General features: G+C 68.8%; 19 protein-coding genes. 10 read left to right on the forward strand and 9 right to left on the reverse strand.

What is annotated here, in order from left to right:
• Positions 1–24: 24 nt before the first annotated feature.
• From R9X41_RS05745 to gudD, 4 genes are all read left to right on the forward strand, one after another.
• Positions 25–1,017, forward strand: a complete 993-nt coding sequence (locus R9X41_RS05745; RefSeq protein ID WP_318633918.1) for a Bug family tripartite tricarboxylate transporter substrate binding protein — start codon at positions 25–27, stop codon at positions 1,015–1,017.
• 61 nt (positions 1,018–1,078) lie between these two features.
• On the forward strand, positions 1,079–1,996 hold the full coding sequence (gene kdgD / locus R9X41_RS05750) for a 5-dehydro-4-deoxyglucarate dehydratase (protein WP_318633919.1): 918 nt from the start codon (positions 1,079–1,081) through the stop codon (positions 1,994–1,996).
• A 494-nt stretch (positions 1,997–2,490) separates the two neighbouring features.
• Positions 2,491–3,465, forward strand: coding sequence for a 2-hydroxyacid dehydrogenase (locus R9X41_RS05755; protein ID WP_318633920.1), 975 nt, complete (start codon positions 2,491–2,493; stop codon positions 3,463–3,465).
• 41 nt (positions 3,466–3,506) lie between these two features.
• Positions 3,507–4,844 carry a glucarate dehydratase gene (gene gudD / locus R9X41_RS05760; RefSeq protein WP_318633921.1) on the forward strand — a complete coding sequence of 446 codons (1,338 nt, stop codon included), beginning with the start codon at positions 3,507–3,509 and terminating at the stop codon, positions 4,842–4,844.
• Positions 4,845–4,861: 17 nt separating this feature from the next.
• Here gudD and R9X41_RS05765 read toward each other — a convergent pair whose 3' ends face one another.
• Positions 4,862–5,764 (reverse strand): AraC family transcriptional regulator, encoded by a 903-nt coding sequence (locus R9X41_RS05765; protein WP_318633922.1) that lies wholly within the window; start codon positions 5,762–5,764, stop codon positions 4,862–4,864.
• 71 nt (positions 5,765–5,835) lie between these two features.
• On the opposite strand from R9X41_RS05765, the gene R9X41_RS05770 reads away from it, so the two are divergent.
• Complete coding sequence (locus R9X41_RS05770) at positions 5,836–7,089, forward strand: MFS transporter (protein ID WP_318633923.1); 1,254 nt, start codon at positions 5,836–5,838, stop codon at positions 7,087–7,089.
• Here the strand turns inward: R9X41_RS05770 and egtD are convergent, their stop codons facing one another.
• The 4 genes from egtD to R9X41_RS05790 form a co-directional block, all read right to left on the reverse strand.
• Positions 7,090–8,082, reverse strand: a complete 993-nt coding sequence (gene egtD / locus R9X41_RS05775) for an L-histidine N(alpha)-methyltransferase (protein ID WP_318633924.1) — start codon at positions 8,080–8,082, stop codon at positions 7,090–7,092. It lies immediately after the preceding gene.
• Positions 8,083–9,390: an ergothioneine biosynthesis protein EgtB gene (gene egtB / locus R9X41_RS05780; protein ID WP_318633925.1), complete on the reverse strand. Its 1,308-nt coding sequence runs from the start codon at positions 9,388–9,390 to the stop codon at positions 8,083–8,085.
• 102 nt (positions 9,391–9,492) lie between these two features.
• Positions 9,493–10,065, reverse strand: coding sequence for a hypothetical protein (locus R9X41_RS05785; protein ID WP_318633926.1), 573 nt, complete (start codon positions 10,063–10,065; stop codon positions 9,493–9,495).
• A gap of 65 nt (positions 10,066–10,130) precedes the next feature.
• Positions 10,131–10,352: a CsbD family protein gene (locus R9X41_RS05790; RefSeq protein WP_318633927.1), complete on the reverse strand. Its 222-nt coding sequence runs from the start codon at positions 10,350–10,352 to the stop codon at positions 10,131–10,133.
• 285 nt (positions 10,353–10,637) lie between these two features.
• On the opposite strand from R9X41_RS05790, the gene R9X41_RS05795 reads away from it, so the two are divergent.
• The 5 genes from R9X41_RS05795 to R9X41_RS05815 all read left to right on the forward strand — a co-directional run bounded on the left by R9X41_RS05795 (position 10,638) and on the right by R9X41_RS05815 (position 15,614).
• Positions 10,638–11,411: an ABC transporter ATP-binding protein gene (locus tag R9X41_RS05795; RefSeq protein WP_318633928.1), complete on the forward strand. Its 774-nt coding sequence runs from the start codon at positions 10,638–10,640 to the stop codon at positions 11,409–11,411.
• Positions 11,412–11,413: 2 nt separating this feature from the next.
• On the forward strand, positions 11,414–12,151 hold the full coding sequence (locus R9X41_RS05800; protein ID WP_318633929.1) for an ABC transporter ATP-binding protein: 738 nt from the start codon (positions 11,414–11,416) through the stop codon (positions 12,149–12,151).
• 58 nt (positions 12,152–12,209) lie between these two features.
• Positions 12,210–13,409 (forward strand): ABC transporter substrate-binding protein, encoded by a 1,200-nt coding sequence (locus R9X41_RS05805; protein ID WP_318633930.1) that lies wholly within the window; start codon positions 12,210–12,212, stop codon positions 13,407–13,409.
• Positions 13,410–13,639: 230 nt separating this feature from the next.
• Entirely contained in the window at positions 13,640–14,515 is an 876-nt protein-coding gene (locus tag R9X41_RS05810) for a branched-chain amino acid ABC transporter permease (RefSeq protein WP_412556664.1), read from the forward strand.
• A gap of 4 nt (positions 14,516–14,519) precedes the next feature.
• A complete protein-coding gene (locus R9X41_RS05815; RefSeq protein WP_318633931.1) occupies positions 14,520–15,614 on the forward strand; it encodes a branched-chain amino acid ABC transporter permease in 1,095 nt (364 codons plus the stop codon).
• Here R9X41_RS05815 and R9X41_RS05820 read toward each other — a convergent pair.
• Genes R9X41_RS05820 through miaA form a run of 4 tightly spaced genes read right to left on the reverse strand, consistent with a single transcriptional unit; the run spans position 15,583 to position 20,991 of the window.
• Positions 15,583–16,707 (reverse strand): lipocalin-like domain-containing protein, encoded by a 1,125-nt coding sequence (locus tag R9X41_RS05820; protein ID WP_412556698.1) that lies wholly within the window; start codon positions 16,705–16,707, stop codon positions 15,583–15,585. The genes R9X41_RS05815 and R9X41_RS05820 overlap by 32 nt on opposite strands.
• Positions 16,701–19,283: an ABC transporter permease gene (locus tag R9X41_RS05825; RefSeq protein WP_318633933.1), complete on the reverse strand. Its 2,583-nt coding sequence runs from the start codon at positions 19,281–19,283 to the stop codon at positions 16,701–16,703. Before R9X41_RS05825 ends, R9X41_RS05820 begins: the two co-directional genes overlap by 7 nt.
• A 14-nt stretch (positions 19,284–19,297) precedes the next feature.
• Positions 19,298–19,972 (reverse strand): ABC transporter ATP-binding protein, encoded by a 675-nt coding sequence (locus tag R9X41_RS05830; protein WP_318633934.1) that lies wholly within the window; start codon positions 19,970–19,972, stop codon positions 19,298–19,300.
• Complete coding sequence (gene miaA / locus R9X41_RS05835) at positions 19,969–20,991, reverse strand: tRNA (adenosine(37)-N6)-dimethylallyltransferase MiaA (RefSeq protein ID WP_318633935.1); 1,023 nt, start codon at positions 20,989–20,991, stop codon at positions 19,969–19,971. The genes R9X41_RS05830 and miaA overlap by 4 nt, the downstream gene beginning before the upstream one ends.
• Positions 20,992–21,017: the final 26 nt, after the last annotated feature.

Genomic DNA, 21,017 nt, shown 5'->3' on the forward strand with positions numbered 1-21,017 from the left:
CATCCGGAGAGGAGACAAAGCTTCATGCAACCGCGTTCAACCACGATTTCCCGTCGCGCTGCCGCGAGCCTGGTGTTGGCACTCGGTGCCGGCTTCGCGGCCGGCGCCGCCATGGCCGCCGACCCATGGCCGTCGCGGCCGCTGAAGATCATCGTGCCGTACCCGCCGGGCGGCTCCTCGGACATCATCGCGCGCTCCATCAGCCAGCCCCTGTCCGAGGCACTGAAGCAGCCGGTCATCGTCGAGAACCGGCCCGGCGCCAACGGCAACCTCGGCGCCGACCTGGTCGCCAAGGGCCCGACCGACGGCTACACCGTGCTGCTGTGCGACGTCGGCGCACTGTCGATCAGCCCCTCGGTCTACACCCGCCTCAGCTTCGATCCGTCCAAGGACCTGCGCGGCGTGACCATGCTGGCGTACTCGCCGCACCTGCTGGTGGTGCATCCCTCGGTGCCGGTGAACAACCTGCAGGAGCTGGTGGCCTTGTCCAAGAAGCAGGACCTGAACTTCGCGGTGACCGCGTCCGGCAGCGCGCCGCACCTCGCCGGCGTGGCGCTGGAACGCGCGGTCGGCGCCAAGTGGGTCTACGTGCCGTACAAGGGCGGCTCGCAATCCATCTCCGACACGGTGGCCGGCCAGACCCAGATCCTGATGAACGGCATGCTGGCCACCCTGCCTTTTGTGCAGAGCAACAAGCTGAAGATCCTGGCCGTGTCCAAGGGCACCCGCATGCCGTTGATCGGCAACGTGCCGACCGTGGCCGAGCAGGGCGTGCCGGGCTTCGAATCCGGCACCTGGCAGGGCGTGATGGTGTCGAAGAACACGCCCGAGGCCATCATCCAGAAGCTCAACCAGGAATTGATCAAGGTGATCCGCACGCCGGACATCCGCTCGCGCCTTGCAGGGCAGGGCGCCGAAGTGGTGACCATGGCACCGACCGAGCTCGACGGCTTCTTCAACAAGGAGCGTGCCCGCTGGGCCAAGGTCGTCAAGGAAGCCGACATCAAGCTCGACTGAAAAATCCAGTCGACCGACATCCGACTCTCATTCCATCGCAACCCTCAACGCAAAGAACACCATGAGCTTTTCGCCCCAAGAACTCAAGACCATCATGGGCTCCGGCCTGCTGTCCTTCCCGGTCACGGACTTCGACTCCAACGGTGACTTCGACAAGGCCAGCTACGAGAAGCGCCTCGAATGGCTCGCCCCGTACGGCGCCACCGCACTGTTCGCCGCCGGCGGCACCGGCGAGTTCTTCTCGCTGACCGCCCAGGAATATCCCGAAATCATCAAGACCGCGGTCGACGTTTGCCGTGGCACCGTGCCGATCATCGCCGGCGCCGGCGGCCCGACCCGCCAGACCATCCAGTACGCCCAGGCCGCCGAGAAGGCCGGCGCGCACGGCATTTTGCTGATGCCGCACTACCTGACCGAAGCCAGCCAGGAAGGCCTGTACGCGCACGTCAAGGCGATCTGCGACAGCGTCGATTTCGGCGTGATCATCTACAACCGCGCGCAGGCCAAGTACCAGCCGGCCACCCTCCAGCGCCTGGCCGATGCCTGCCCCAACCTCGTCGGCTTCAAGGACGGCGTGGGCGACATCGAGTTCATGGTGTCGGTCTACCAGGCCATGGGCGACCGCTTCAGCTACCTGGGCGGCCTGCCCACCGCCGAGGTTTATGCCGCTGCCTACAAGGCGCTGGGCACCCCGGTGTACTCGTCGGCCGTCTTCAACTTCATCCCCAAGACGGCGATGGAGTTCTACGAAGCCGTGCGCACCGACGACCTGGCCACCCAGCACCGCCTGCTGAAGAACTTCTTCATGCCCTACCTGGACATCCGCAACAAGAACCACGGCTATGCGGTCAGCATCGTCAAGGCCGGTTGCACGATCGTCGGCCACGGCGCCGGCCCGGTGCGTCCGCCGCTGAGCGATCTGAAGCCGGCGGAAGTCGAAGAGCTGCGCGCCCTCATCGAGACCCTCGGACCGCAGTAACTGGCTCTCCCCCAGGCTACGCACTTCGTGTCTTCGCCTACCCCCTTTCGGGGGCGGCTTGCTGGCTCGGCGTAGCCTCGCCGCCTCGCCTTTGAGGCAGTCGGCCTCGCTGCGCTTGGCCTCCCGGGGGGGGGCTTGGCTCTCCCCCAGGCTACGCACTTCGTGTTTTCGCCTACCCCCTTTCGGGGGCGGCTTGCTGGCTCGGCGAAGCCTCGCCGCCTCGCCTTTGAGGCAGTCGGCCTCGCTGCGCTTGGCCTCCCGGGGGGGCATGGCTCTTTCGCAGGCTCTGCACTTCGTGTCTTTGCCTACCCCCGTCCGGGGGGCACTTGCTGGCTCGGCGGTGCCTCGCCGTGTCGCTCCTCGAGCAGGCGGGTCGCTTGCCGGTCGGGCGTCGGTGGAGCGAGATGGGGGCGCGCATGAGGCTGGCGGGCGGCGGGTTGCGAACGGCCGGGCTATAACCGTCGCTGTTTTTGTTTTTTGGATTGGATCGCCGCATGACTTCCTCCTCCCATCGCATCCTGCAGATCGCGCGCCTGCCGCTCCCGGCCCTCAATACCGACCTGAGCTCGGCCTACGATGTGGTCAACCTGGCCGAGCAGGGCGACAAGGCGGCGTTTCTGGCCGAACACGGCGCGAGCTTCGATGCGGTGGTGACGTCGGCGGCGCTGGGGCTCAAGGCCGATGTGATCGCGGCGCTGCCCAACCTGAAGGTCGTCAGCAGCTTCGGCGTGGGCTACGACGCGCTAGACCTGCCGGCACTGCAGGCACGCGGCATTCCGGTGGGCTACACGCCCGGTGTGCTCAACGAATGCGTGGCCGACCTGGCCTTCGCGCTGCTCATGGACGTGTCGCGCGCGGTGTCGGCCTGCGATCGCTTCGTGCGGCGCGGCGACTGGTCGCGCGGCGGCTTTCCGCTGCAGACGAAGGTGTCGGGCAAGCGCGTGGGCATCGTCGGCATGGGCCGCATCGGCCAGGCGGTGGCGCAACGCGCGGCCGGCTTCGACATGGAAGTGGCCTATCACAACCGTCGTCCGGCCGAAGGTTCCTCGCTGCGCTACGTCGACTCGCTGGTCGAACTCGCCCGCTGGTGCGATTTCCTGGTGTTGACGGTGTCCGGCGGTGCCGACACCCGGCACCTGATCGATGCCGGCGTACTGGAAGCGCTCGGCCCGAAAGGCTTCCTGATCAACGTGGCGCGCGGCACCGTCGTGGATGAAGCCGCCCTGGTTTCCGCGCTGGCCGACAAACGCATCGCCGGTGCCGGCCTCGACGTCTTCGACAAAGAGCCGGCCGTGCCCGAGGCGCTGTTCGCACTCGACAACGTGGTGCTGACCGCCCACGTCGCCAGCGCCACCTGGGAAACCCGCCGGGCGATGGGTGACCTGGTGCTGGACAACCTGAGCATGTTCTTCGAGGGCGGCCAGGTGAAGGTCGCGGTGCCGGGCACGCAACCCGCCGCCACCGCCTGATCGGCCCGACTTTCCCGTTTTTTATTTTTCAGAGGCCGCCCATGTCCGTCATCTCCTCGACCCCCGTCGTCGTCTCCCTGCGTGTCATCCCCGTCGCCGGCCACGACGACATGTTGCTCAACCTGAGCGGCGCGCACGCGCCGTTCTTCACCCGCAACATCGTCGTGCTGACCGACAGCAGCGGGCGCACCGGCGTGGGCGAGGTGCCGGGCGGCGAGAAGATCCGCCAGACGCTCGAAGACGCGGCCTCGCTGGTCGTGGGCCAGTCCATCGGCAACCACCACGCGGTGCTCAACGCCATGCGCACTTCGTTTGCCGATCGCGACAGCGGTGGCCGGGGCGCGCAGACCTTCGACCTGCGGGTGGCGATCCATGCGGTCACGGCCGTTGAATCCGCCTTGCTCGACCTGCTCGGCCAGTTCCTCGGTGTGCCGGTGGCCGCCCTCCTGGGCGAAGGTCAGCAGCGCGAGGCGGTGCAGATGCTCGGCTACCTGTTCTATGTGGGCGACCGCAAGAAGACCAACCTGGCCTACCGCGAAGAGCCCGACGCGCCCGATGCCTGGAGCCGGCTGCGCCACGAGGTGGCCCTCACGCCCGAGGCGGTGGTCAAGCTGGCCGAAGCCGCTCAGGAGAAGTACGGCTTCCAGGACTTCAAGCTCAAGGGCGGCGTGCTGCGAGGCGACGAGGAAGTCGACGCGGTCACTGCGCTGCATGAGCGCTTTCCCGAGGCGCGGGTCACGCTCGACCCCAACGGCGGCTGGCTGCTCAAGGACGCGATCCGCCTGGGCGAGCGCATGCGCGGCGTCGTCGCCTATGCCGAAGACCCGTGCGGCGCCGAGGGCGTGTACTCGGGCCGCGAGGTGATGGCCGAATTCCGCCGCGCCACCGGCCTGCCCACGGCCACCAACATGATCGCCACGGACTGGCGCGAGATGTCGCATGCGCTCAGCCTGCAGTCGGTCGACATCCCGCTGGCCGATCCGCACTTCTGGACCATGGCCGGCTCGGTGCGGGTGGCGCAGACCTGCCAGGCCTTCGGGCTCACCTGGGGCTCGCACTCCAACAACCACTTCGACATCTCGCTGGCGATGTTCACCCACGTGGGCGCCGCGGCCCCCGGCCGGGTGACGGCGATCGACACGCACTGGATCTGGCAGGACGGCCAGCGCCTGACCAAGGAGCCGCTGCAGATCGTGGGCGGCTACGTGCAGGTGCCCCAGAAGCCGGGTCTGGGCGTGGAGCTCGACATGGTGGAGGTGGAGAAGGCGCACCAGCTGTACCTGCAGCACGGGCTGGGTGCGCGAGACGACGCCATCGCCATGCAGTTCCTGGTGCCGGGCTGGAAGTTCGACAACAAGAAGCCCTGCCTGGTGCGCTGAGCGGCACCGGCCACACGTCAACGCAAGGCGGGACGCACGGGTGACACGGCGCGGAAATGCCGGGGCGATCGCCCCATGGCCGCGCGGAACATGGCGGTGAAAGCGCTGTCGCTCGCATAGCCGCTCGCGGCGGCCACATGCGCCACCGGCATGCCGCGCGCCAACAGCGGCAGGGCATGTGCCAGCAAGGCCTGCTGGCGCCACTGCTGCCAGCTCATGCCGAGCTCGCTTCGGAACAGCCGTGCAGCAGTGCGCTCGCTGGCGCCGCATTCGCCGGCCCACTGCGCCAGCGTGGCGTCGCGTGCAGGACTGCGCAGCACCGCTTCGCACAGGGCCCGCAGGCGCTTGTCGCCATGCTGCGCGTCGGGCAGCGGCACGCCCATGCGCATCAGGGGCGTGCGGGCCAATTCCTTGAGCAGCAGCGGCTCGACCATGGTCTCGTGCTCGCGGCAGCGCTCACGCTCGCCGGAGGCCGTGGCGACGGTGTCCGGCCGGGTGTCGAGCGACAGCAGGAGCGCCTGCAGCAAAGGGCCGGGTTCCAGCACCGCGCAGTGGGACCAGCCGTCGTCCGGCGACGGGCGCGCCGCGTGCAGGTAGATGGTGTGCAGCTCGGCGTCTTCCACCACGTCGATCGAATGCTCCACACCCGCCGGCACCCAGGCGGCGCGCAGCGGCGGCACGATGATGGTGCCCCGCGCCGTGGTCACGCGGATCACGCCGTGGCTCGACATGGTGAGCTGCGGCCAGGCGTGGCTGTGCGGCACGACCTGGGTGGCGGCCGACAGCACGCGTCGCTTGGCGCGCACCGGCCGTTCGGGTGTCGGCTGGAACAGGTGCGGCGTGACCGAGTCGACTTCCGCCGGCACCGACTGCGGGTGGCGGCGGCTCGGCCGTGGGCGGGCGGATACGAATGCGGGCATTGGCGGATTTTCGATGGAAATTGGCTTTGCATCGCCATTCTGCCGCGACCGCCCCTCCTACCATCGCCGGCATGTCTGCTTCCAAACCCCTTTCATCCCTCGCACAGGCGCCCGGCCTGCGCGGCGACGCCACCTTGATCGGCCTCGTCGGCCTGGCCCACGGCATCAGCCATTTCGGGCAGTTGCTGCTGGCACCGCTGTTTCCCTGGCTGAAGGACGCGTTCGGCGTCGGCTACCAGGAACTCGGTTTCGTGCTCACCGTTTTCTTCGTGGTCTCCTGCGTGGTCCAGGCGCTTTCGGGCTTCGTGGTCGACCGCTTCAGCCCGCGCCCGGTGCTGTTCGGCGGACTCGCCTTGCTGGCCTGCGGCTCGATGCTGTACGCGGCGGCGACCAGTTATTGGATGCTGCTGATCGGCGCGGTGGTGGGCGGCATTGGCAACGGCGTGTTCCACCCCGTCGACTACACCCTGTTCAACAAGCGCGTGGCGCCCACTCGGCTGGGCCACGCGTACAGCGTGCATGGCATTACCGGAAGTCTGGGCTGGGCGCTGGCGCCGGCCTTCGTGGTGCCTTTGGCCGTGGCGTTCTCGTGGCGCGTGGCGCTGGTGAGCGCCGGGGTGCTGGCCCTGGCGGTGCTGGCCATCCTGTTCTGGAAACGCGACCACCTCCTGCTCGCCAAATCGGAAGTGAAGAAGGCCACCGGCCAGCAGACATCAGCGGCGGCGGCAGGCGGGCTGGACTTCCTGCGCATTCCGGCAGTCTGGATGTGCTTCGGTTTCTTTTTCTTTTACGCCGCCGCGATGAGCGCGGTGCAGGCTTTCGCGCCCGAAGCGGCGCGCCAACTTCACGCCGTGCCGGTGGCCATGGCGGCGGTCTGTTTGACGATCTACATGGTGGCGTCGGCCGGCGGCATGGTGCTGGGCGGTTTCCTCGCGGCCGACCCGCAGCGCTGCGAACGCATTGTGGGCGCGGGTTTCGCGGCGGCGGCATTGATGGCGCTGGCCATGGCCTACCTCGACATGCCGGCGCTGATGGTGCCGCTGCTCTTCGGTTTCATGGGTTTCGCCACCGGCACCGCCGGGCCGTCGCGCGACCTGCTGGTGAAGCGCTCCACGCCCGAGAACGCCACCGGCCGCGTCTACGGCGTGGTGTATGCCGGGCTCGATATCGGCCAGGCCGTGGCGCCGCTGATGTTCGGCCTGCTGATGGACCATGGTCAGACGCGCGGCGTGCTGGTGGGCCTCGCGCTGGTGCAAGGCGTGCTGATCGCCAGCGCCTTCAATGTGCGGCGGGTACGCCGCACTGCGACGCCGGCGATGGCCTGATCAGGCGGCCGGTGCCTGCAGCCAGTGCAGGCTGAAGAGACCGTCCGGATCGGTCCAGGCCGGGCCGGCCGTGAAGCCGGCTTGCGCCGCCAGCTCGCGCAGGCCGGCCAGGGTGAACTTGTGCGAATTCTCGGTGTGGATCGAGTCGCCCTCGGCCAGCGTGAAGTTCTGGCCTGCGAGGTGGACTTCCTGGTCGCGCCGGCTCACGAGGTGCATCTCGATGCGCTTGGCGGGCACGTTATAGAAGGCGTGGTGCGCAAAGCCGTCGAGATCGAAGTCGGCGCCCAGTTCGCGGTTGGCACGGGCCAGCAGGTTCAGATTGAAGGCGGCGGTCACGCCCTGCGCGTCGTTGTAGGCGGCGTGCAGGGTAGCCGGGTCCTTCACCAGGTCGGCGCCGATCAGCAATGCGCCGCCGCGCAGTACCTGCGCCGCGACTTCGAGAAACCGCAGCGCCTCCGACGGTGTGAAGTTGCCGATGGTCGAGCCGGGAAAAAAGCCGACGCGGCGGCCGGCACCCGCCGCAGGCGCGGGCAACAGCAGACGCTGGGTGTAGTCGGCGGTCACCGGCTGGATCGCCAGTTGCGGGTATTCCCGGCGTAATTCCGCGGCGGCGGCATTGAGATGCTCGCCCGAAATGTCGATCGGCAGATAACCCGCGGGAGCATCGAATGCATCGAGCAATAACCTGATCTTCTGCAGCGCGCCGGCACCGAACTCCACGATTTCCGCGCGCGGGCCGGCCAGGGCGGCGATCTCGTCGGCGTGGGCCATCAGAAGGCCCATCTCGGTGCGCGTCGGGTAGTACTCGGGCAACTCGCAGATGCGCTCGAAGATTTCCGAGCCTGCGGTGTCGTAGAAATACTTGGGCGATATCTGGCGCGGCGTGGCGGACAACCCGGCGACCAGGTCGCGGGCGAAAGCGGAGCCGGAGGCATCAGCGCAATGGGTCGTCTGTCGATCGACCGGCTTGCTGGCATGGCGAGGTGGAGTCATCTATGCGTCCTTGGCGAGCCTGAGGCCCGAAAACTGCCAGCGCGCCGCCGGCGGGAAGAAATTGCGATAGGTCGGCCGGGCATGGCCGTCGGGCGTGGCAACGCTGCTGCCACGCAGCACCAGCTGGCCCACCATGAACTTGCCGTTGTATTCCGCCGCCACGCCCGGCAAGGGCCGGAAGCCGGGGTAGGGGTCGTAGGAAGACCGGGTCCATTGCCAGACTTCGCCGGTCATGTCGCGCATGCCGGGCTGGCCGTGGGCGGCTTCCCATTCATGCTCGGTCGGCAGCCGTGCGCCGGCCCATTCGGCATAGGCGGCGGCTTCGTAGAAACTGAGTTGGGCCACCGGCGCGGCCGGGTCGAGCGGGCGCACGCCGTGCAGGCCGAACACCTGCCAGCCGGCCGCGCCGTGCGGCGCGGCGAAGGCCAGGCGTGGATCGTCCGGCGACAGCCAGTAGGCGGGGTGCTGCCAGCCGTGGGCCTGCACCGCGGCCCAGCCGTCGGAGAGCCACAGCGACGCGGTGCGGTAGCCGCCGTCCTCGATGAAACGCAGGTAGTCGCCGCAGCTCACCAGACGATCGGCGATGGCGTAGGGCTGCAGCAGCACGCGGTGGCGCGGGGTTTCGTTGTCGAAGGCGAAGTCGTCTTCGGGCGCATCGGCATCGGGCAGGTTGCGCCCGATGTCGACGATGCCGCCAGGCATCGGCACGAACCGGGCCTCGCGTGATTCACCGGAAGGCGCCAGCCGCAGCGCGGGCGCGGTCGGCGCGTGCCAGGGCGGCAGCAGCGGGTTGCACGACAGCAGGTGCAGCACGTCGGTGACGATGAGCTCCTGGTGTTGCTGCTCGTGATGCAGGCCCAGCGACAGGATGGGCCGCAGCGCCTGCCAGGTGGCGTCGTCGCAGTGGGCGATGGCGATGTCGAGCGCCGCATCGACATGCGCGCGGTAGGCCATGACTTCGGCCAGACCGGGGCGGGTGAGCAGGCCGCGATGCGGGCGCGGATGCCGCGGCCCCAACGCTTCGTAATAGGAGTTGAAGAGATAGGCGAAACGCGCGTCGAACGGCACGTAGGGCAGGCCGGCGCGAGGCAGCAGCACGGTCTCGAAGAACCAGGTGGTGTGCCCCAGGTGCCACTTGACCGGGCTGGCATCGGGCATGGACTGCACGCATTGGTCTTCGGCCGACAGCATGGAGGCCAGCCGTACCGTCTGGGCGCGCACCTCGGCGAGCCGTTCGCGCCACGCGGCGCGGGTGGGATCGGCGGCGGCTGCCAATGGCGGGTTCGATGGTCGTGATGGCTCTTGCATGCGGTCCCCGGTCGTGAAAACGCGGACGTCCGGGAGGATTCCCGGACGTCCGCGATGCAGGCTAACGGCCTGAGGCGTTCCGTGTTGGCTGCAAGTCGAAACTCACATGCCGAACTTGGTCTTGGCGTCGTTCACGCAGGTGTCCTTGGCATTGCCGCTGAGCGTGTCGCAACGCTCCTTTGCCACCTTGTAGTCGGCTTCGCGCTTGTCCTTGGAGGCATCCTTGCGCTCTTCCGACACCTTGGCGGCGGAAGCATCGCCGGCCTTGGCGTCGTTGGCGGTCTTGGCGACCTTGGCGTCTGCCTTGGCAGAGGTCTGGGCGGCCTTGGCTTCCTTCACGCAGACGTCCTTGGCGTTGCCGGTCTGGTCGTCGCACTTTTCCTTGGCGGTGTCGTAGGCGGCGTCGGCCTTGGTGTCGCGAACCTTGCGGTCGGCCTTGGCGCTGGGCTTGTACTGTGCGTCGAGCTCGGCCTTGGCGATCTTTTCCTTGCCCTTGGCTTCGGAAGTGCAGATGTCCTTGGCGTTGCCGCTCATGCCGTCACATGCGGCCTTGTCGGTCTTGTAGGTGGCGGAGATCTGGTCGGCGGCGGCCTTGTGCTCGTCCTTGGTCATGGCGCTGGCGCCGAAGCTGACGAAGGTGGAGGCGATGGCGAGGGCGATGAGTGCTTTTTTCATGATGGATCTCTCTTGTCTCTGGATGAATCGAATGTCGTTGTGTGGTCGGCGGGCCGGCGAGACGATCAGGATTTTTCGAAGAAGAAGGTGGGGTTCTGGCGGTGCCAGTCGTCGACCTGTTTCGTGGCCACATCGTGTTCAAGCGCGTGGCGCTCCTTGATGCGTCCGATGAGCTGATCGCGCTTGCCCTCGATCACGTCGAGGTCATCGTCGGTGAGCTTGCCCCACTGCTCCTTGACCTTGCCCTTGAACTGCAGCCAGTTGGCTTCGGTGCGTTCGCTAGTCATGGCGATCTCCTTCTGTGCACGTTGTTGTAGGAATGCGGTCGGTGGGGGCCGGCCCCGTTTTCCGGGCCCTGGCCCCTGCCGAAACCGTGGTGGCAATGTAGCCAGCAGGGGCATGCGCACCGATAGGAGGCGCCCGCCTGAAACCGTAGGTACGGGCCTACGGTTTCGTGGACCTGACAGGAAGCTTGCACGGCGAGGGTTGCCGTGTAATGACTTGTCCTGATGGCGGTGCCGGAGGTCCGCTTCTACGATCGAGGAACCTCTTTCCAGGACACCGCCGCCCGCATGGACGATGTGATTCTCCAGACCCACCAACTGACCAAGACCTTCCGCGGATTCACCGCCGTGCAGGCGGTCGATCTCACGGTGCGTCGCGGCACCATCCATGCACTCATCGGCCCTAACGGCGCTGGCAAGACGACCTGCTTCAACCTGCTGACCAAGTTCCTGTCGCCGAGCGCCGGGCGCATCGAATTCAACGGCAACGACATCACCGGGCTGCGGCCAGCGCAGATCGCCCGGCTGGGCGTGATCCGCTCGTTCCAGATCTCGGCCGTGTTCCCGCACCTCACGCCCTTGGAAAACGTGCGCCTGGGGCTGCAGCGATCGCTGGGCACCTCGATGTATTTCTGGCGCAGCGAGAACACGCTGCGCCAGCTCGACGACCGTGCCCGCGCGCTGCTCGACGAGGTCGGCCTGGCCGACCTGGCAGACGCCGACACCGCCGCCATGCCTTACGGGCGCAAGCGCGCACTCGAGATCGCCACCACGCTCGCCATGGAGCCCGAACTGATGCTGCTCGACGAACCCACCCAGGGCATGGGCCGTGAAGACGTCGACCGGGTCACGGCACTGATCAAGAAGGTATCCGCGGGCCGCACCGTGCTGATGGTGGAGCACAACATGAAGGTGGTTTCCACCATCGCCGACCGCATCACCGTGCTGCAGCGCGGCGCGGTGCTGGCCGAGGGCAGCTATGCCGAGGTGTCGACCGATCCGCAGGTGATGGAAGCCTACATGGGCACCGCCGACGCGAGTCTGCAGGCGGGGGGCCACTGACCATGCTGCTCACCGCACCCGAAGGAACGCCCGCGCTGGAAATCAGCGATCTGCAGGCCTGGTACGGCGAATCGCACGTGCTGCACGGCGTCGACATGCTGGTGCAGCCCGGCGAGGTGGTCACCCTGCTCGGCCGCAACGGCGCGGGCCGCACCACCACGCTGCGATCGGTGATGGGGCTGGCGGGCCGGCGCACCGGCTCGATCAAGGTCTACGGCACCGAGACGGTCGGCATGTCCACCTACCGCATCGCGCACTGCGGCATCGGCTACTGCCCGGAAGAGCGCGGCATCTTCGCCAGTCTCACCTGCGAAGAAAACCTGCTGCTGCCGCCGCGCCTGCGTGGCACTGAGCAGAACGGTGCGGGCATGTCGCTCGACGAGATCTACGCGATGTTCCCCAACCTGGCGGAGCGCCGCCACAGCCCGGGCACGCGGCTGTCGGGCGGCGAGCAGCAGATGCTGGCGGTGGCGCGGATCCTGCGCACCGGCGCGCGGCTGCTGCTGCTCGACGAGATCTCCGAAGGCCTGGCGCCGGTCATCGTGCAGGCGCTCGCCCGCATGATCACCACGCTCCGGTCCAAGGGCTACACCATCGTGATGGTGGAGCAGAACTTCCGCTTCGCCGCACCCCTGGCCGACCGCTTCTACGTGATGGAGCACGGTCGCATCGCCATGCAGTTCGTCGCATCCCAGCTGGAGGCCAAGCTGCCCACGCTGGACGCGCTGCTCAACGTCTGACCGGCACGGCGGTCAGCAGCATTCACCTGGCAAAACGGTTCAATCAAAGGAGACAAGCATGAAGAACTACAAGATGCACACCCTGGTCCTGGCGCTGGCCGCCTGCGGGCTCGCCAGCACGGCCGCCCAGGCGCAGGAAAAGGTGAAGATCGGTTTCGTCACCGATCTCTCCAGCCTCTACGCCGACCTCGAAGGCAAGAACGGCATCACCGCGATCCAGATGGCGATCGACGACTTCGGCGGCAAGGTGCTCGGCCAGCCGATCGAGCTGCTGACCGCCGATCACCAGAACAAGGCCGACATCGCGGCCTCCAAGGCACGCGAGTGGATCGACACCCAGGGGGTGACGATGATCTTCGGTGGCACCAACTCCGGCACCGCGCTGGCCACGGCCAAGGTGGCGGCCGAGAAGAAACGGGTTTACTTCAACAACGGCGCGGGCACCTCGGCCCTGACCAACGAACAGTGCACGCCCTACACGGTGCATTACGCCTACGACACCGTGGCGCTGGCCAAGGGCACCGGCTCGGCGGTGGTGGAGCGCGGCGGCAAGAGCTGGTTCTTCCTTACCGCCGACTACGCCTTCGGCCATGCGCTCGAAGCCGACACCACCGCGGTGGTCAAGGCCAAGGGCGGCTCGGTGGTGGGCGCGGTGCGGCATCCACTCAATGCTTCGGACTTCTCTTCCTTCCTGTTGCAGGCGCAGAACTCCAAGGCGCAGATCCTGGGCCTGGCCAACGCGGGCGGAGACACCATCAACTCGATCAAGGCGGCGCGCGAGTTCGGCATCAACAAGACGATGAAGACCGCCGGCCTGCTGGTGTTCCTGACCGACATCCACAGCCTGGGCCTGAAGAACACCGAAGGCCTGCTGCACACCACCAGCTGGTACTGGGATCGCAACGACGCCAGCCGCCAGTTCGGCCAGCGCTTCTTCGAGAAGACCAAGCGCATGCCGACCGACGTGCAGGCCGCCGACTATTCCGCCACCACCACCTACCTGAAGGCGGTGCAGGCGGCCAAGACCACCGATTCGGACAAGGTCATGGCCGAGCTGAAGAGCATGAAGATCGACGATTTCTACGGCAAGGGCTACATCCGCCAGGACGGCAGCTTCATCCACGACATGTACCTGGTCGAGGCCAAGGCGCCGGCGGATTCGAAGAAGCCGTGGGATTACCTGAAGGTGATCGCGACGCTGCCGGGCGAGCAAGTCTTCACGACCAAGGCCGAGACCAAGTGTGGGCTCTGGAAATAACCCCCAGGCTACCCACTTCGTGTCTCCGCCTACCCCCTTCCAGGGGCAACCCTGGCCGACCGGCAATGCCGGTCGTCGGGGTTCTCGGAGATAGCTTCTTGGTAGGTTGAGTTGAGTTTGCCTGGCTATGTGCCGGACGCTCGCCCACCACTTCCAGGATCCGTCCTGGCCCGCCGGCAAAGCTGGTTGGTGGGTTCCCTGACATTGCTTCTTTGTGAATTGATCTGCCCATGACTGTCACCTTGCCTGCTCTGCTCAGCCAGCTTCTGCTGGGGCTGGTCAACGGCTCGTTCTACGCGATGCTGAGCCTGGGGCTGGCGGTCATCTTCGGGCTGCTGGGGGTGATCAACTTCGCCCACGGCGCACTGTTCATGATGGGGGCGCTCTTTGCCTGGATGGGGGCGACCTACTGGAACATCGACTACTGGGTGATGCTGCTGGTGGCGCCGGTGCTGGTGGGGCTGTTCGGCATCGTGCTGGAGCGGCTGCTGCTGCGCCGCATCTATCGGCTCGATCCGCTCTACGGCCTGCTGCTGACGCTGGGACTCACGCTGCTGATCGAAGGCGTGTTCCGCTCCATCTACGGCGTGTCGGGCCTGGGTTACGACCCGCCGGAACTACTCGACGGCGCGACCAGCGTGGGCTTCATGATGCTGCCCAACTATCGCGCCTGGGTGGTGGTGATCTCGCTGGTGATCTGCCTGGCGACCTGGTTCCTGATCGAGAAGACGCGCCTGGGCGCCTACCTGCGCGCCGGCACCGAGAACCCGCGGCTGGTGGAGGCCTTCGGCATCAACGTGCCGCTGATGGTGACGCTGACCTACGGCTTCGGTGTGGCGCTGGCGGCGTTCGCCGGGGTGCTGGCGGCGCCGGTGATCCAGGTGACGCCGCTGATGGGGCAGAACCTGATCATCGTGGTGTTCGCGGTGGTGGTGATCGGCGGCATGGGCTCGATCCTCGGCTCCATCCTCACCGGGCTCGGTCTGGGTGTGGTGGAGGGGCTGACCAAGGTGTTCTATCCGGAAGCCTCGTCCACGGTGGTGTTCCTCATCATGGTGCTGGTGCTGCTGGTGCGGCCCGCCGGCCTGTTCGGAAAGGAAGCCTGACGCCATGAAGAAGCTGCCTGTCTTCGGCTACGGCCTGCTGCTCGTCGCCTTGCTGTCCGCGCCGTTCCTCGGTGCGTATCCGGTGTTCGTGATGAAGCTGATGTGCTTCGCGCTGTTCGCCGCCGCCTTCAACCTGCTGCTGGGCTATACCGGCCTGCTGTCCTTCGGCCATGCGGCCTTTTTCGGCGGCTCGGCCTACATGGCCGGTCACGCGATCAAGGCCTGGGGACTCACGCCCGAGATCGGCCTGGTGCTCGGCACCGCGCTGGGCGCCTTGCTCGGCCTGGTGTTCGGGCTGCTGGCGATCCGGCGGCAGGGTATCTACTTCGCCATGATCACGCTGGCACTGGCGCAGATGGTGTTCTTCGCCGCGCTGCAGATGCCGTTCACCGGCGGCGAGGACGGCCTGCAGGGCGTGCCGCGCGGCAAGCTCTTCGGCCTGCTCGACCTGTCCGACGACCGCACCATGTACTACGTGGCGCTGGCGATCGTGGTGGCGGCTTTTGCGCTCATCGTGCGCACGGTGCATTCGCCCTTCGGCCAGGTGCTCAAGGGCATCAAGGAGAACGAGCCGCGCGCCATCTCGCTGGGCTACGACACCCATCGCTTCAAGCTGCTGGCCTTCGTGCTGTCGGCCGCGCTTTCTGGCCTGGCCGGCGCGCTCAAGACGCTGGTGCTGGGCTTTGCCACGCTGTCGGACGTGCACTGGACGTCTTCCGGCGCGGTGATCCTGATGACGCTGGTCGGCGGCATGGGCACGCTGGCCGGTCCCATCGTGGGCTCGGCCGTGGTGGTGATGCTGGAGAACAAGCTCGGCGAGATCGGCGGTGGCATCGCCTCGCTCACCGGCATCGGCTGGTTCGGCACGCTCGGCGAGTCGGTGACGATGGTGACGGGGCTGATCTTCGTGATCTGCGTGCTGGCCTTCCGGCGCGGCGTGATGGGCGAGGTGCAGGCCTGGCTGGTGCGCTGGTCGCGGCCGCACGAAGCGCCGGTCGCCCGCTCGCCGGCGCCACCGCCGCTGGTGGCGGCCGAGGCGGTGGACTCGGTCGACGCGGTGGTGGCGCCTACAGGCGCAGCGCCGAGCGGTAGCCGGTGAGTTCGAGGTAGCCGCGGCCCACCGGCTTGCCGGCGGCGTCGCGCAGCTCCGACAGACCTTCCCAGTAGATCGCGCCGGTGGAGGCGCGGCTGTCGAGTTCCTGGTCGTCGAGCAAGGCGTGCAGGCTGAAGCGCCCGGCGGGCGTGTCGATGCGCCATTCGAGCGGATAAACCCCGCCGGTGCGCGGGCTGGTCCAGCGCCGCAGCGGCTCGAAACGCACCTCGTCGGCCGCGAACACCCGCACCGGCGCATCCGCCGAGGCCCGCCAGGAGCCGCCCGCCCACAGCGCGCTGCCGTCGGCGCGCCGCAGGCGGAAGACGGTGAGGGCGGCGCCGTCGAAGCCATTGATGCCGCTCCAGTCCCAGCCCACCGCCTCGGGCGGCAGGATCTCGTCGCTCCATTCGTGGTCGAGCCAGGCGGCGTTGCCTTCGCGCGTGGGTGTGTCGAACGCCACGCGCTGGCCGTCGATGCCGATGCCGCCGCGTGCGCGCAGCTGCGGCAGGCTGTAGTAGTGGCTGTTCTGCTCCGGGCGCGGGCCTTTCTGCGAGATGCCGGCCTGGCCCTGCAGCAGCACCGGCTGCTGGGCGATGAGGTCGATGTCGAGCGAGAAATGGTCGGCGACCGCGCGGGCCCGGTAGCCGTCGCGCAGGCGCCGCAGCGACCACGCTTGCGGGCCGGTACCGATGCGCAGGTCGGTGTCGGCATCGGCCGCGAAGGCGGTGCCGAAGCCGTCGTCGGCGGTGGGCCGGCCGGACCAGCGGGCGATGCGCTGGTCGTGCAGCAGACGGCCGCCGGCGAGGTCGGTCACGGCGGCGTGGGCGAACACCAGGTGGCGTGCCGCGAAGCGCGATTCGAGCGCTTGCGCCGTTCCCACACGACTGCGAAAGAAAGTGATCTGGAAGCCGAAGCGGCGCGTGCCCTGGCTCGCGTGCCCGGTGATGTACCACCACTCGGTGCGGGCATCGCGGTGGGCGCCGAAGTCGCGGGGAAACTCCAGAGGCCGCTGGCCGATAGCCGCGCGCGCGGCGGGCCAGCCGGTCAGCGCCAGCGCGGCGATGATCCCTGCGCGGCGGGTGAAGGGCAGGTTCACCAGTCCTCCTTCACGGCCAGCACCGCGTCGCGGCTGGCTGCCGCGCCGCCGGCCAACCGGGCGGCGAGCGTGCCGGCCGCGACAACCGCGAGCGCCAGCGCGGCCAGTCGCCACGCGGGCACCTGCAGGTCCATCGTCCAGTGAAAGCTCTGCGGATTCACCACATACACCAGCACCGCCGCCACGGCCAGGCCGAGCACCAGTCCGGCGATGGCGCCGACGGCGGTCCAGGCCGCGCCCTCGGCGGCCACCACCGTCAGGATCTGCCGCCGCGTCAGCCCCAGGTGGGCGAGCAGGCCGAACTCCTTGCGCCGCGCCAGCACCTGCGCGCCGAAGCTGGCGGCGACGCCCGCGAGCCCGATGCCGACCGCCACCGCCTGCAGCCAGTAGGTGACGGCGAAACTGCGGTCGAAGATGCGCAGCGCGGTCGCACGCAGTTCGGCGCTGGCGGCGATGTCGGGCTCGGCACCAGCCCATGCCCGGCGCGCGGCCTCGGTCAGGCCGGCACGCACGGCGGCCAGGTCGGCGCCGGGTTTCAGCCACAGGGCGAGTTCGTTGGCGCGATCGTCTTGTGTCAGGCGCCGGTAGGCCGCGCGGTCGATGGCCACGGCGCCGAACTGGCGAGCGTAGTCGCGCCACACGCCGGCGACGTAGAAGCGGCCCTGCGGCGCGCCGGGGAAGGCGCGGTCCATGGCGGCGAAGACCTGGCCGGGATGCGCGTCGTAGAGCTGCTCGACCGCCTCGCTCACGTAGATGGCGATGAAGGCGGGCGGCACCGGCAGCGGCGGGTTCACCAGTGGCAGCACGGTCTGCACACCGCCTGGGGCGTTGTCGATGGTCCGGGCGATCAGGGTGACGGCCGGGCGATCGGGTGCGAGCTGCAGGTGCTGCAGACGCGCCGGCTGTACCCGGTCCACGCCGGGCACCGCGGCGGCGGCGGTGACGAAACCGGTGTCGAACGTGGCCGCATCCGACACGCTGCCGGGCGCGGCCAGCCGCAGCATCAGGTCGGCCGGCAGCACGGTGTCGAGCCATTGCGATACCGAGCCCCGGAAGCTGGCGACCATGACGGTCAGCGCGATGGCCAGCGCCAGCGAGGCGACCACCCCGCCGACCGCCACGGCAGCCGTGCCACGCATGCGCCGCGCGCGCTCCACCGCCAACATCGTGAGTACCCGGCCGGACGCCGCCACGCGCAGTCGCGCCAGCAGCAGCCCGACCAGCCAGGGCAGGGCGGCGATGCCGCCGATGAGTACCGCCGCCACCGAAGCGTAGGCCGCCAGCGGCACGTCGTAGACCGGCGGCGCCAGTGCCAGCAGGCCGCCGGCGGCCAGCAGTACGAGTGCGAGCCACGGCTGGCTGGGCGCGTCGGCCGCCGCGCCCAGTCCTTTGAGCGTGTGTACCGGCGGCAGGCGGTCGGCGGCGCGCGCCGGCCACCAGGCGCCGACCAGCGCGGCGGCGATGCCCAGCAACCCGTAGGCGGTGGCAGCGCCCGCCGACAGCTGCAGGCGCGGCGCGCCGCCGCCGAAATAGCCGCCGCCCAGATCGCCGCCCAGCAGCCGCAATGCGCCAGCGGCCAGCGCGCCGCCGAGCAGCAGACCGCAGGCGCTGCCGACCGTGCCGAGCAGGCCGGCTTCGGCTAGCACCAGCGCGCGACGGCCGCGCGGTGTCATGCCCAGCACGCCGAGCAGGGCGAACTGCGGTGCGCGCTTGGCGACCGACAGCGCGGTCATGGAAAACACCAGATACGCGCCGGTGAACAGGGCGATCAGCGCCAGCACCGCCAGGTTGACCCGGTAAGCGCGCGACAGGTTGCCGATGCGGGTGGCGGTTTCCTCGGGCGCCGATGCGACGGCGCCCTGGGCTTGCGGCGCCTTGCGCAGCGCGGCCGATACGGCGGCGGCGTCGGCGCCGGCCGACAGTCGCAACTCGATGCGCGAGAGCTGCTCGCCCAGGCCCAGCACCGCCTGGGCGGCCGCGATGTCCATTACCGCCAGCGGCCCGCCACCGGCGCTCACCGTGCCGGCGACCCGAAGCTCCCATCGGCGCGGACCGGCCTGCACCGACAGGCGGGCGCCGGCGTCGCCCTGTTCGGCCAGTCCCAGGGCGCGCAGTGCCGCGGCGTTGAGAAAGATCGCGTCTGCCGCGAAGAGATCGAGACGGTCGCTGCCCGGCAGCAGCGTGGGCATGAGCCCTGGCGCTGTGCGGGAGATGGACAGCGCGTCGGTGCCCAGCAGCTGCAGGGCGACGCGGGGGCGATCCGGCGAGGCGGCGGATCGGGCGGCGACACCAGCCTCGACCACCGGCACCGCCAGTGCCACGCCCGGCATGGCCGCGATGGCGGCGAATCCCGCATCGGGGAAAGTCTCGCGCACCGCGCGCAGTTCGAGATCGGGCCGGCCGTCGAGCGTGCGGGCGGCGTCGGCAAATTCGTCGAGCGCCGAGGCGTTGACCAGGTGCACCGCGAAGGCCAGCGCCACGCCCAACATCACCGCGCAGACGGCGACCAGCTGGCGGGCGGGATGTCGGCGGATCTCCTGCCAGGAGAACACCAGGAACAGCTCGATCGCGGCGCGCATGACGAGCGGCCTGGTCAGGCGGCCTCGACGATGCCGCCGGCGCTCAGGCGCAGGCGGCGGTCGGCGCGGGCCGAGGCGCTGTCGGCATGGGTGACCAGCACCAGCGCCGAGCCGTTGGCGCGGGCCTCGGCGATCAGCAGGTCCATCACCTGCGCTGCGGTGTCGGGGTCGAGGTTGCCGGTGGGCTCGTCGGCCAGCAGCAGCGCGGGTCGGTGGGCGAGCGCGCGGGCGATGGCCACGCGCTGCAGCTGACCGCCCGAGAGCTGCTGCGGCAGACGGTCACCCAGGCCTGCCAGGCCGACGGCGGCGAGCATCTCGGCCACCCGCGTCGTGCGTTTGGCCGGCGGCGTGCCGAGCAGCATCAGCGGCATCGCCACGTTCTGCGCCACGTCCAGATGCGGCAGCACATGAAAAGCCTGGAACACGAAGCCCACATGCTGTCGCCGCCACAGCGCGCGCGCGGTTTCGTCCAGGGCGTCGAGCCGGGTGCCGGCCGCCTGCACGCTGCCCTGGCTCCAGTGGTCCAGGCCGGCGAGGCAGTTGAGCAGCGTCGACTTGCCCACGCCCGAGGGGCCGACAATGGCGACGAATTCGCCGGGACGCACCTTAAAACTGACGTGCTCGAACACGGTCGAGTCGCCGTAGCGGCGGGCCAAGTCCTGCACCACGACGGCGTGGGGCTGACTCATGGGTGGACGGCTTCCAGCAGCGAATCGACCGTGGCGATGACGCGGGGCAGGGCGTCGGGCGCATCGGCCGGGACGATATGGCGCTGGGGCAGGCTGCGCAGCCAGGTGAACTGGCGCTTGGCCAGCTGCCGCGTCGCAGCAATGCCGCGCTCGCGCAGGCGGGCCAGGCCCTGCGTGGTCGGCGGATCGGCTTCGTCGAGGGCTTCCCAGGCCTGGCGGTAACCGACGCAGCGCATCGACGGCAGATCGGGCGACAGGTCGCCGCGCCTGCGCAGGCGGCGCACCTCGTCGAGAAAGCCCAGGGCGAGCATCGCGTCGAAACGTTGTTCGATGCGGCGGTGCAGCCAGGCGCGGTCAGCGGGCTCCAGGGAAATCAGCGCGGCGGCGCAAGGCTCGCCAGGTTCGGCGGCCGCGCGTTCTGTGCGCTGATGGAAGTCGCTCAGCGGCCGGCCGGTGCTGCGCCACACCTCCAGTGCGCGCTGGATGCGCTGGCTGTCGTTGGGCGCCAGACGCTGCGCCGTGGGTGAATCGACCTGCGCCAGCTCGGCGTGCAGCGCGGGCCAGCCTCGTTCCAGGGCCTGCGCGTCGATGGCGGCCCGCACGTCGGCGTCAGCCGGTGGCATGGCGTCGAGTCCGTCGAACAGCGCCTTGAAGTACAGCATGGTGCCGCCGACCAGCAATGGCAAAGCGCCGCGCTCGCGGATCTCTGCGATGCAGCGCTGGGCATCGGCCACGAAGGCGGCGGCGCTGTAGCTGTGGGTCGGGTCGCGAATGTCGATCAGGTGATGGGGCGCTGCGGCGCGCTCGGCCGCGTCGGGCTTGGCGGTGCCGATGTCCATGTCGCGGTAGATCAGGGCCGAATCGACGCTGACGATCTCGACCGGAAAGCGGGGCGCCAGATGCTGCGCGATGGCGATCGCGGCGGCGGTTTTACCGGAGGCTGTCGGCCCGGCCAGGGAGATGACCGGCAAGGGGTGTCGCAGGGAAAAGGAAGCAGGATTCGTCGCGGCGCCGGGCATCGGCCGAGGTTAGCAGAGCGGGCGCG

Origin of the sequence: Xylophilus sp. GOD-11R (genome assembly GCF_033546935.1) — a bacterium.
Classification (GTDB): domain Bacteria; phylum Pseudomonadota; class Gammaproteobacteria; order Burkholderiales; family Burkholderiaceae_C; genus Xylophilus.

Coding starts and splice junctions, on each gene's coding strand:
- R9X41_RS05745 (WP_318633918.1), top strand. CDS start 25: ATGCAACCGCGTTCAACCACGATTTCCCGTCGCGCTGCCGCGAGCCTG.
- kdgD (WP_318633919.1), top strand. CDS start 1,079: ATGAGCTTTTCGCCCCAAGAACTCAAGACCATCATGGGCTCCGGCCTG.
- R9X41_RS05755 (WP_318633920.1), top strand. CDS start 2,491: ATGACTTCCTCCTCCCATCGCATCCTGCAGATCGCGCGCCTGCCGCTC.
- gudD (WP_318633921.1), top strand. CDS start 3,507: ATGTCCGTCATCTCCTCGACCCCCGTCGTCGTCTCCCTGCGTGTCATC.
- R9X41_RS05765 (WP_318633922.1), bottom strand. CDS start 5,764: ATGCCCGCATTCGTATCCGCCCGCCCACGGCCGAGCCGCCGCCACCCG.
- R9X41_RS05770 (WP_318633923.1), top strand. CDS start 5,836: ATGTCTGCTTCCAAACCCCTTTCATCCCTCGCACAGGCGCCCGGCCTG.
- egtD (WP_318633924.1), bottom strand. CDS start 8,082: ATGACTCCACCTCGCCATGCCAGCAAGCCGGTCGATCGACAGACGACC.
- egtB (WP_318633925.1), bottom strand. CDS start 9,390: ATGCAAGAGCCATCACGACCATCGAACCCGCCATTGGCAGCCGCCGCC.
- R9X41_RS05785 (WP_318633926.1), bottom strand. CDS start 10,065: ATGAAAAAAGCACTCATCGCCCTCGCCATCGCCTCCACCTTCGTCAGC.
- R9X41_RS05790 (WP_318633927.1), bottom strand. CDS start 10,352: ATGACTAGCGAACGCACCGAAGCCAACTGGCTGCAGTTCAAGGGCAAG.
- R9X41_RS05795 (WP_318633928.1), top strand. CDS start 10,638: ATGGACGATGTGATTCTCCAGACCCACCAACTGACCAAGACCTTCCGC.
- R9X41_RS05800 (WP_318633929.1), top strand. CDS start 11,414: ATGCTGCTCACCGCACCCGAAGGAACGCCCGCGCTGGAAATCAGCGAT.
- R9X41_RS05805 (WP_318633930.1), top strand. CDS start 12,210: ATGAAGAACTACAAGATGCACACCCTGGTCCTGGCGCTGGCCGCCTGC.
- R9X41_RS05810 (WP_412556664.1), top strand. CDS start 13,640: ATGACTGTCACCTTGCCTGCTCTGCTCAGCCAGCTTCTGCTGGGGCTG.
- R9X41_RS05815 (WP_318633931.1), top strand. CDS start 14,520: ATGAAGAAGCTGCCTGTCTTCGGCTACGGCCTGCTGCTCGTCGCCTTG.
- R9X41_RS05825 (WP_318633933.1), bottom strand. CDS start 19,283: ATGCGCGCCGCGATCGAGCTGTTCCTGGTGTTCTCCTGGCAGGAGATC.
- R9X41_RS05830 (WP_318633934.1), bottom strand. CDS start 19,972: ATGAGTCAGCCCCACGCCGTCGTGGTGCAGGACTTGGCCCGCCGCTAC.
- miaA (WP_318633935.1), bottom strand. CDS start 20,991: ATGCCCGGCGCCGCGACGAATCCTGCTTCCTTTTCCCTGCGACACCCC.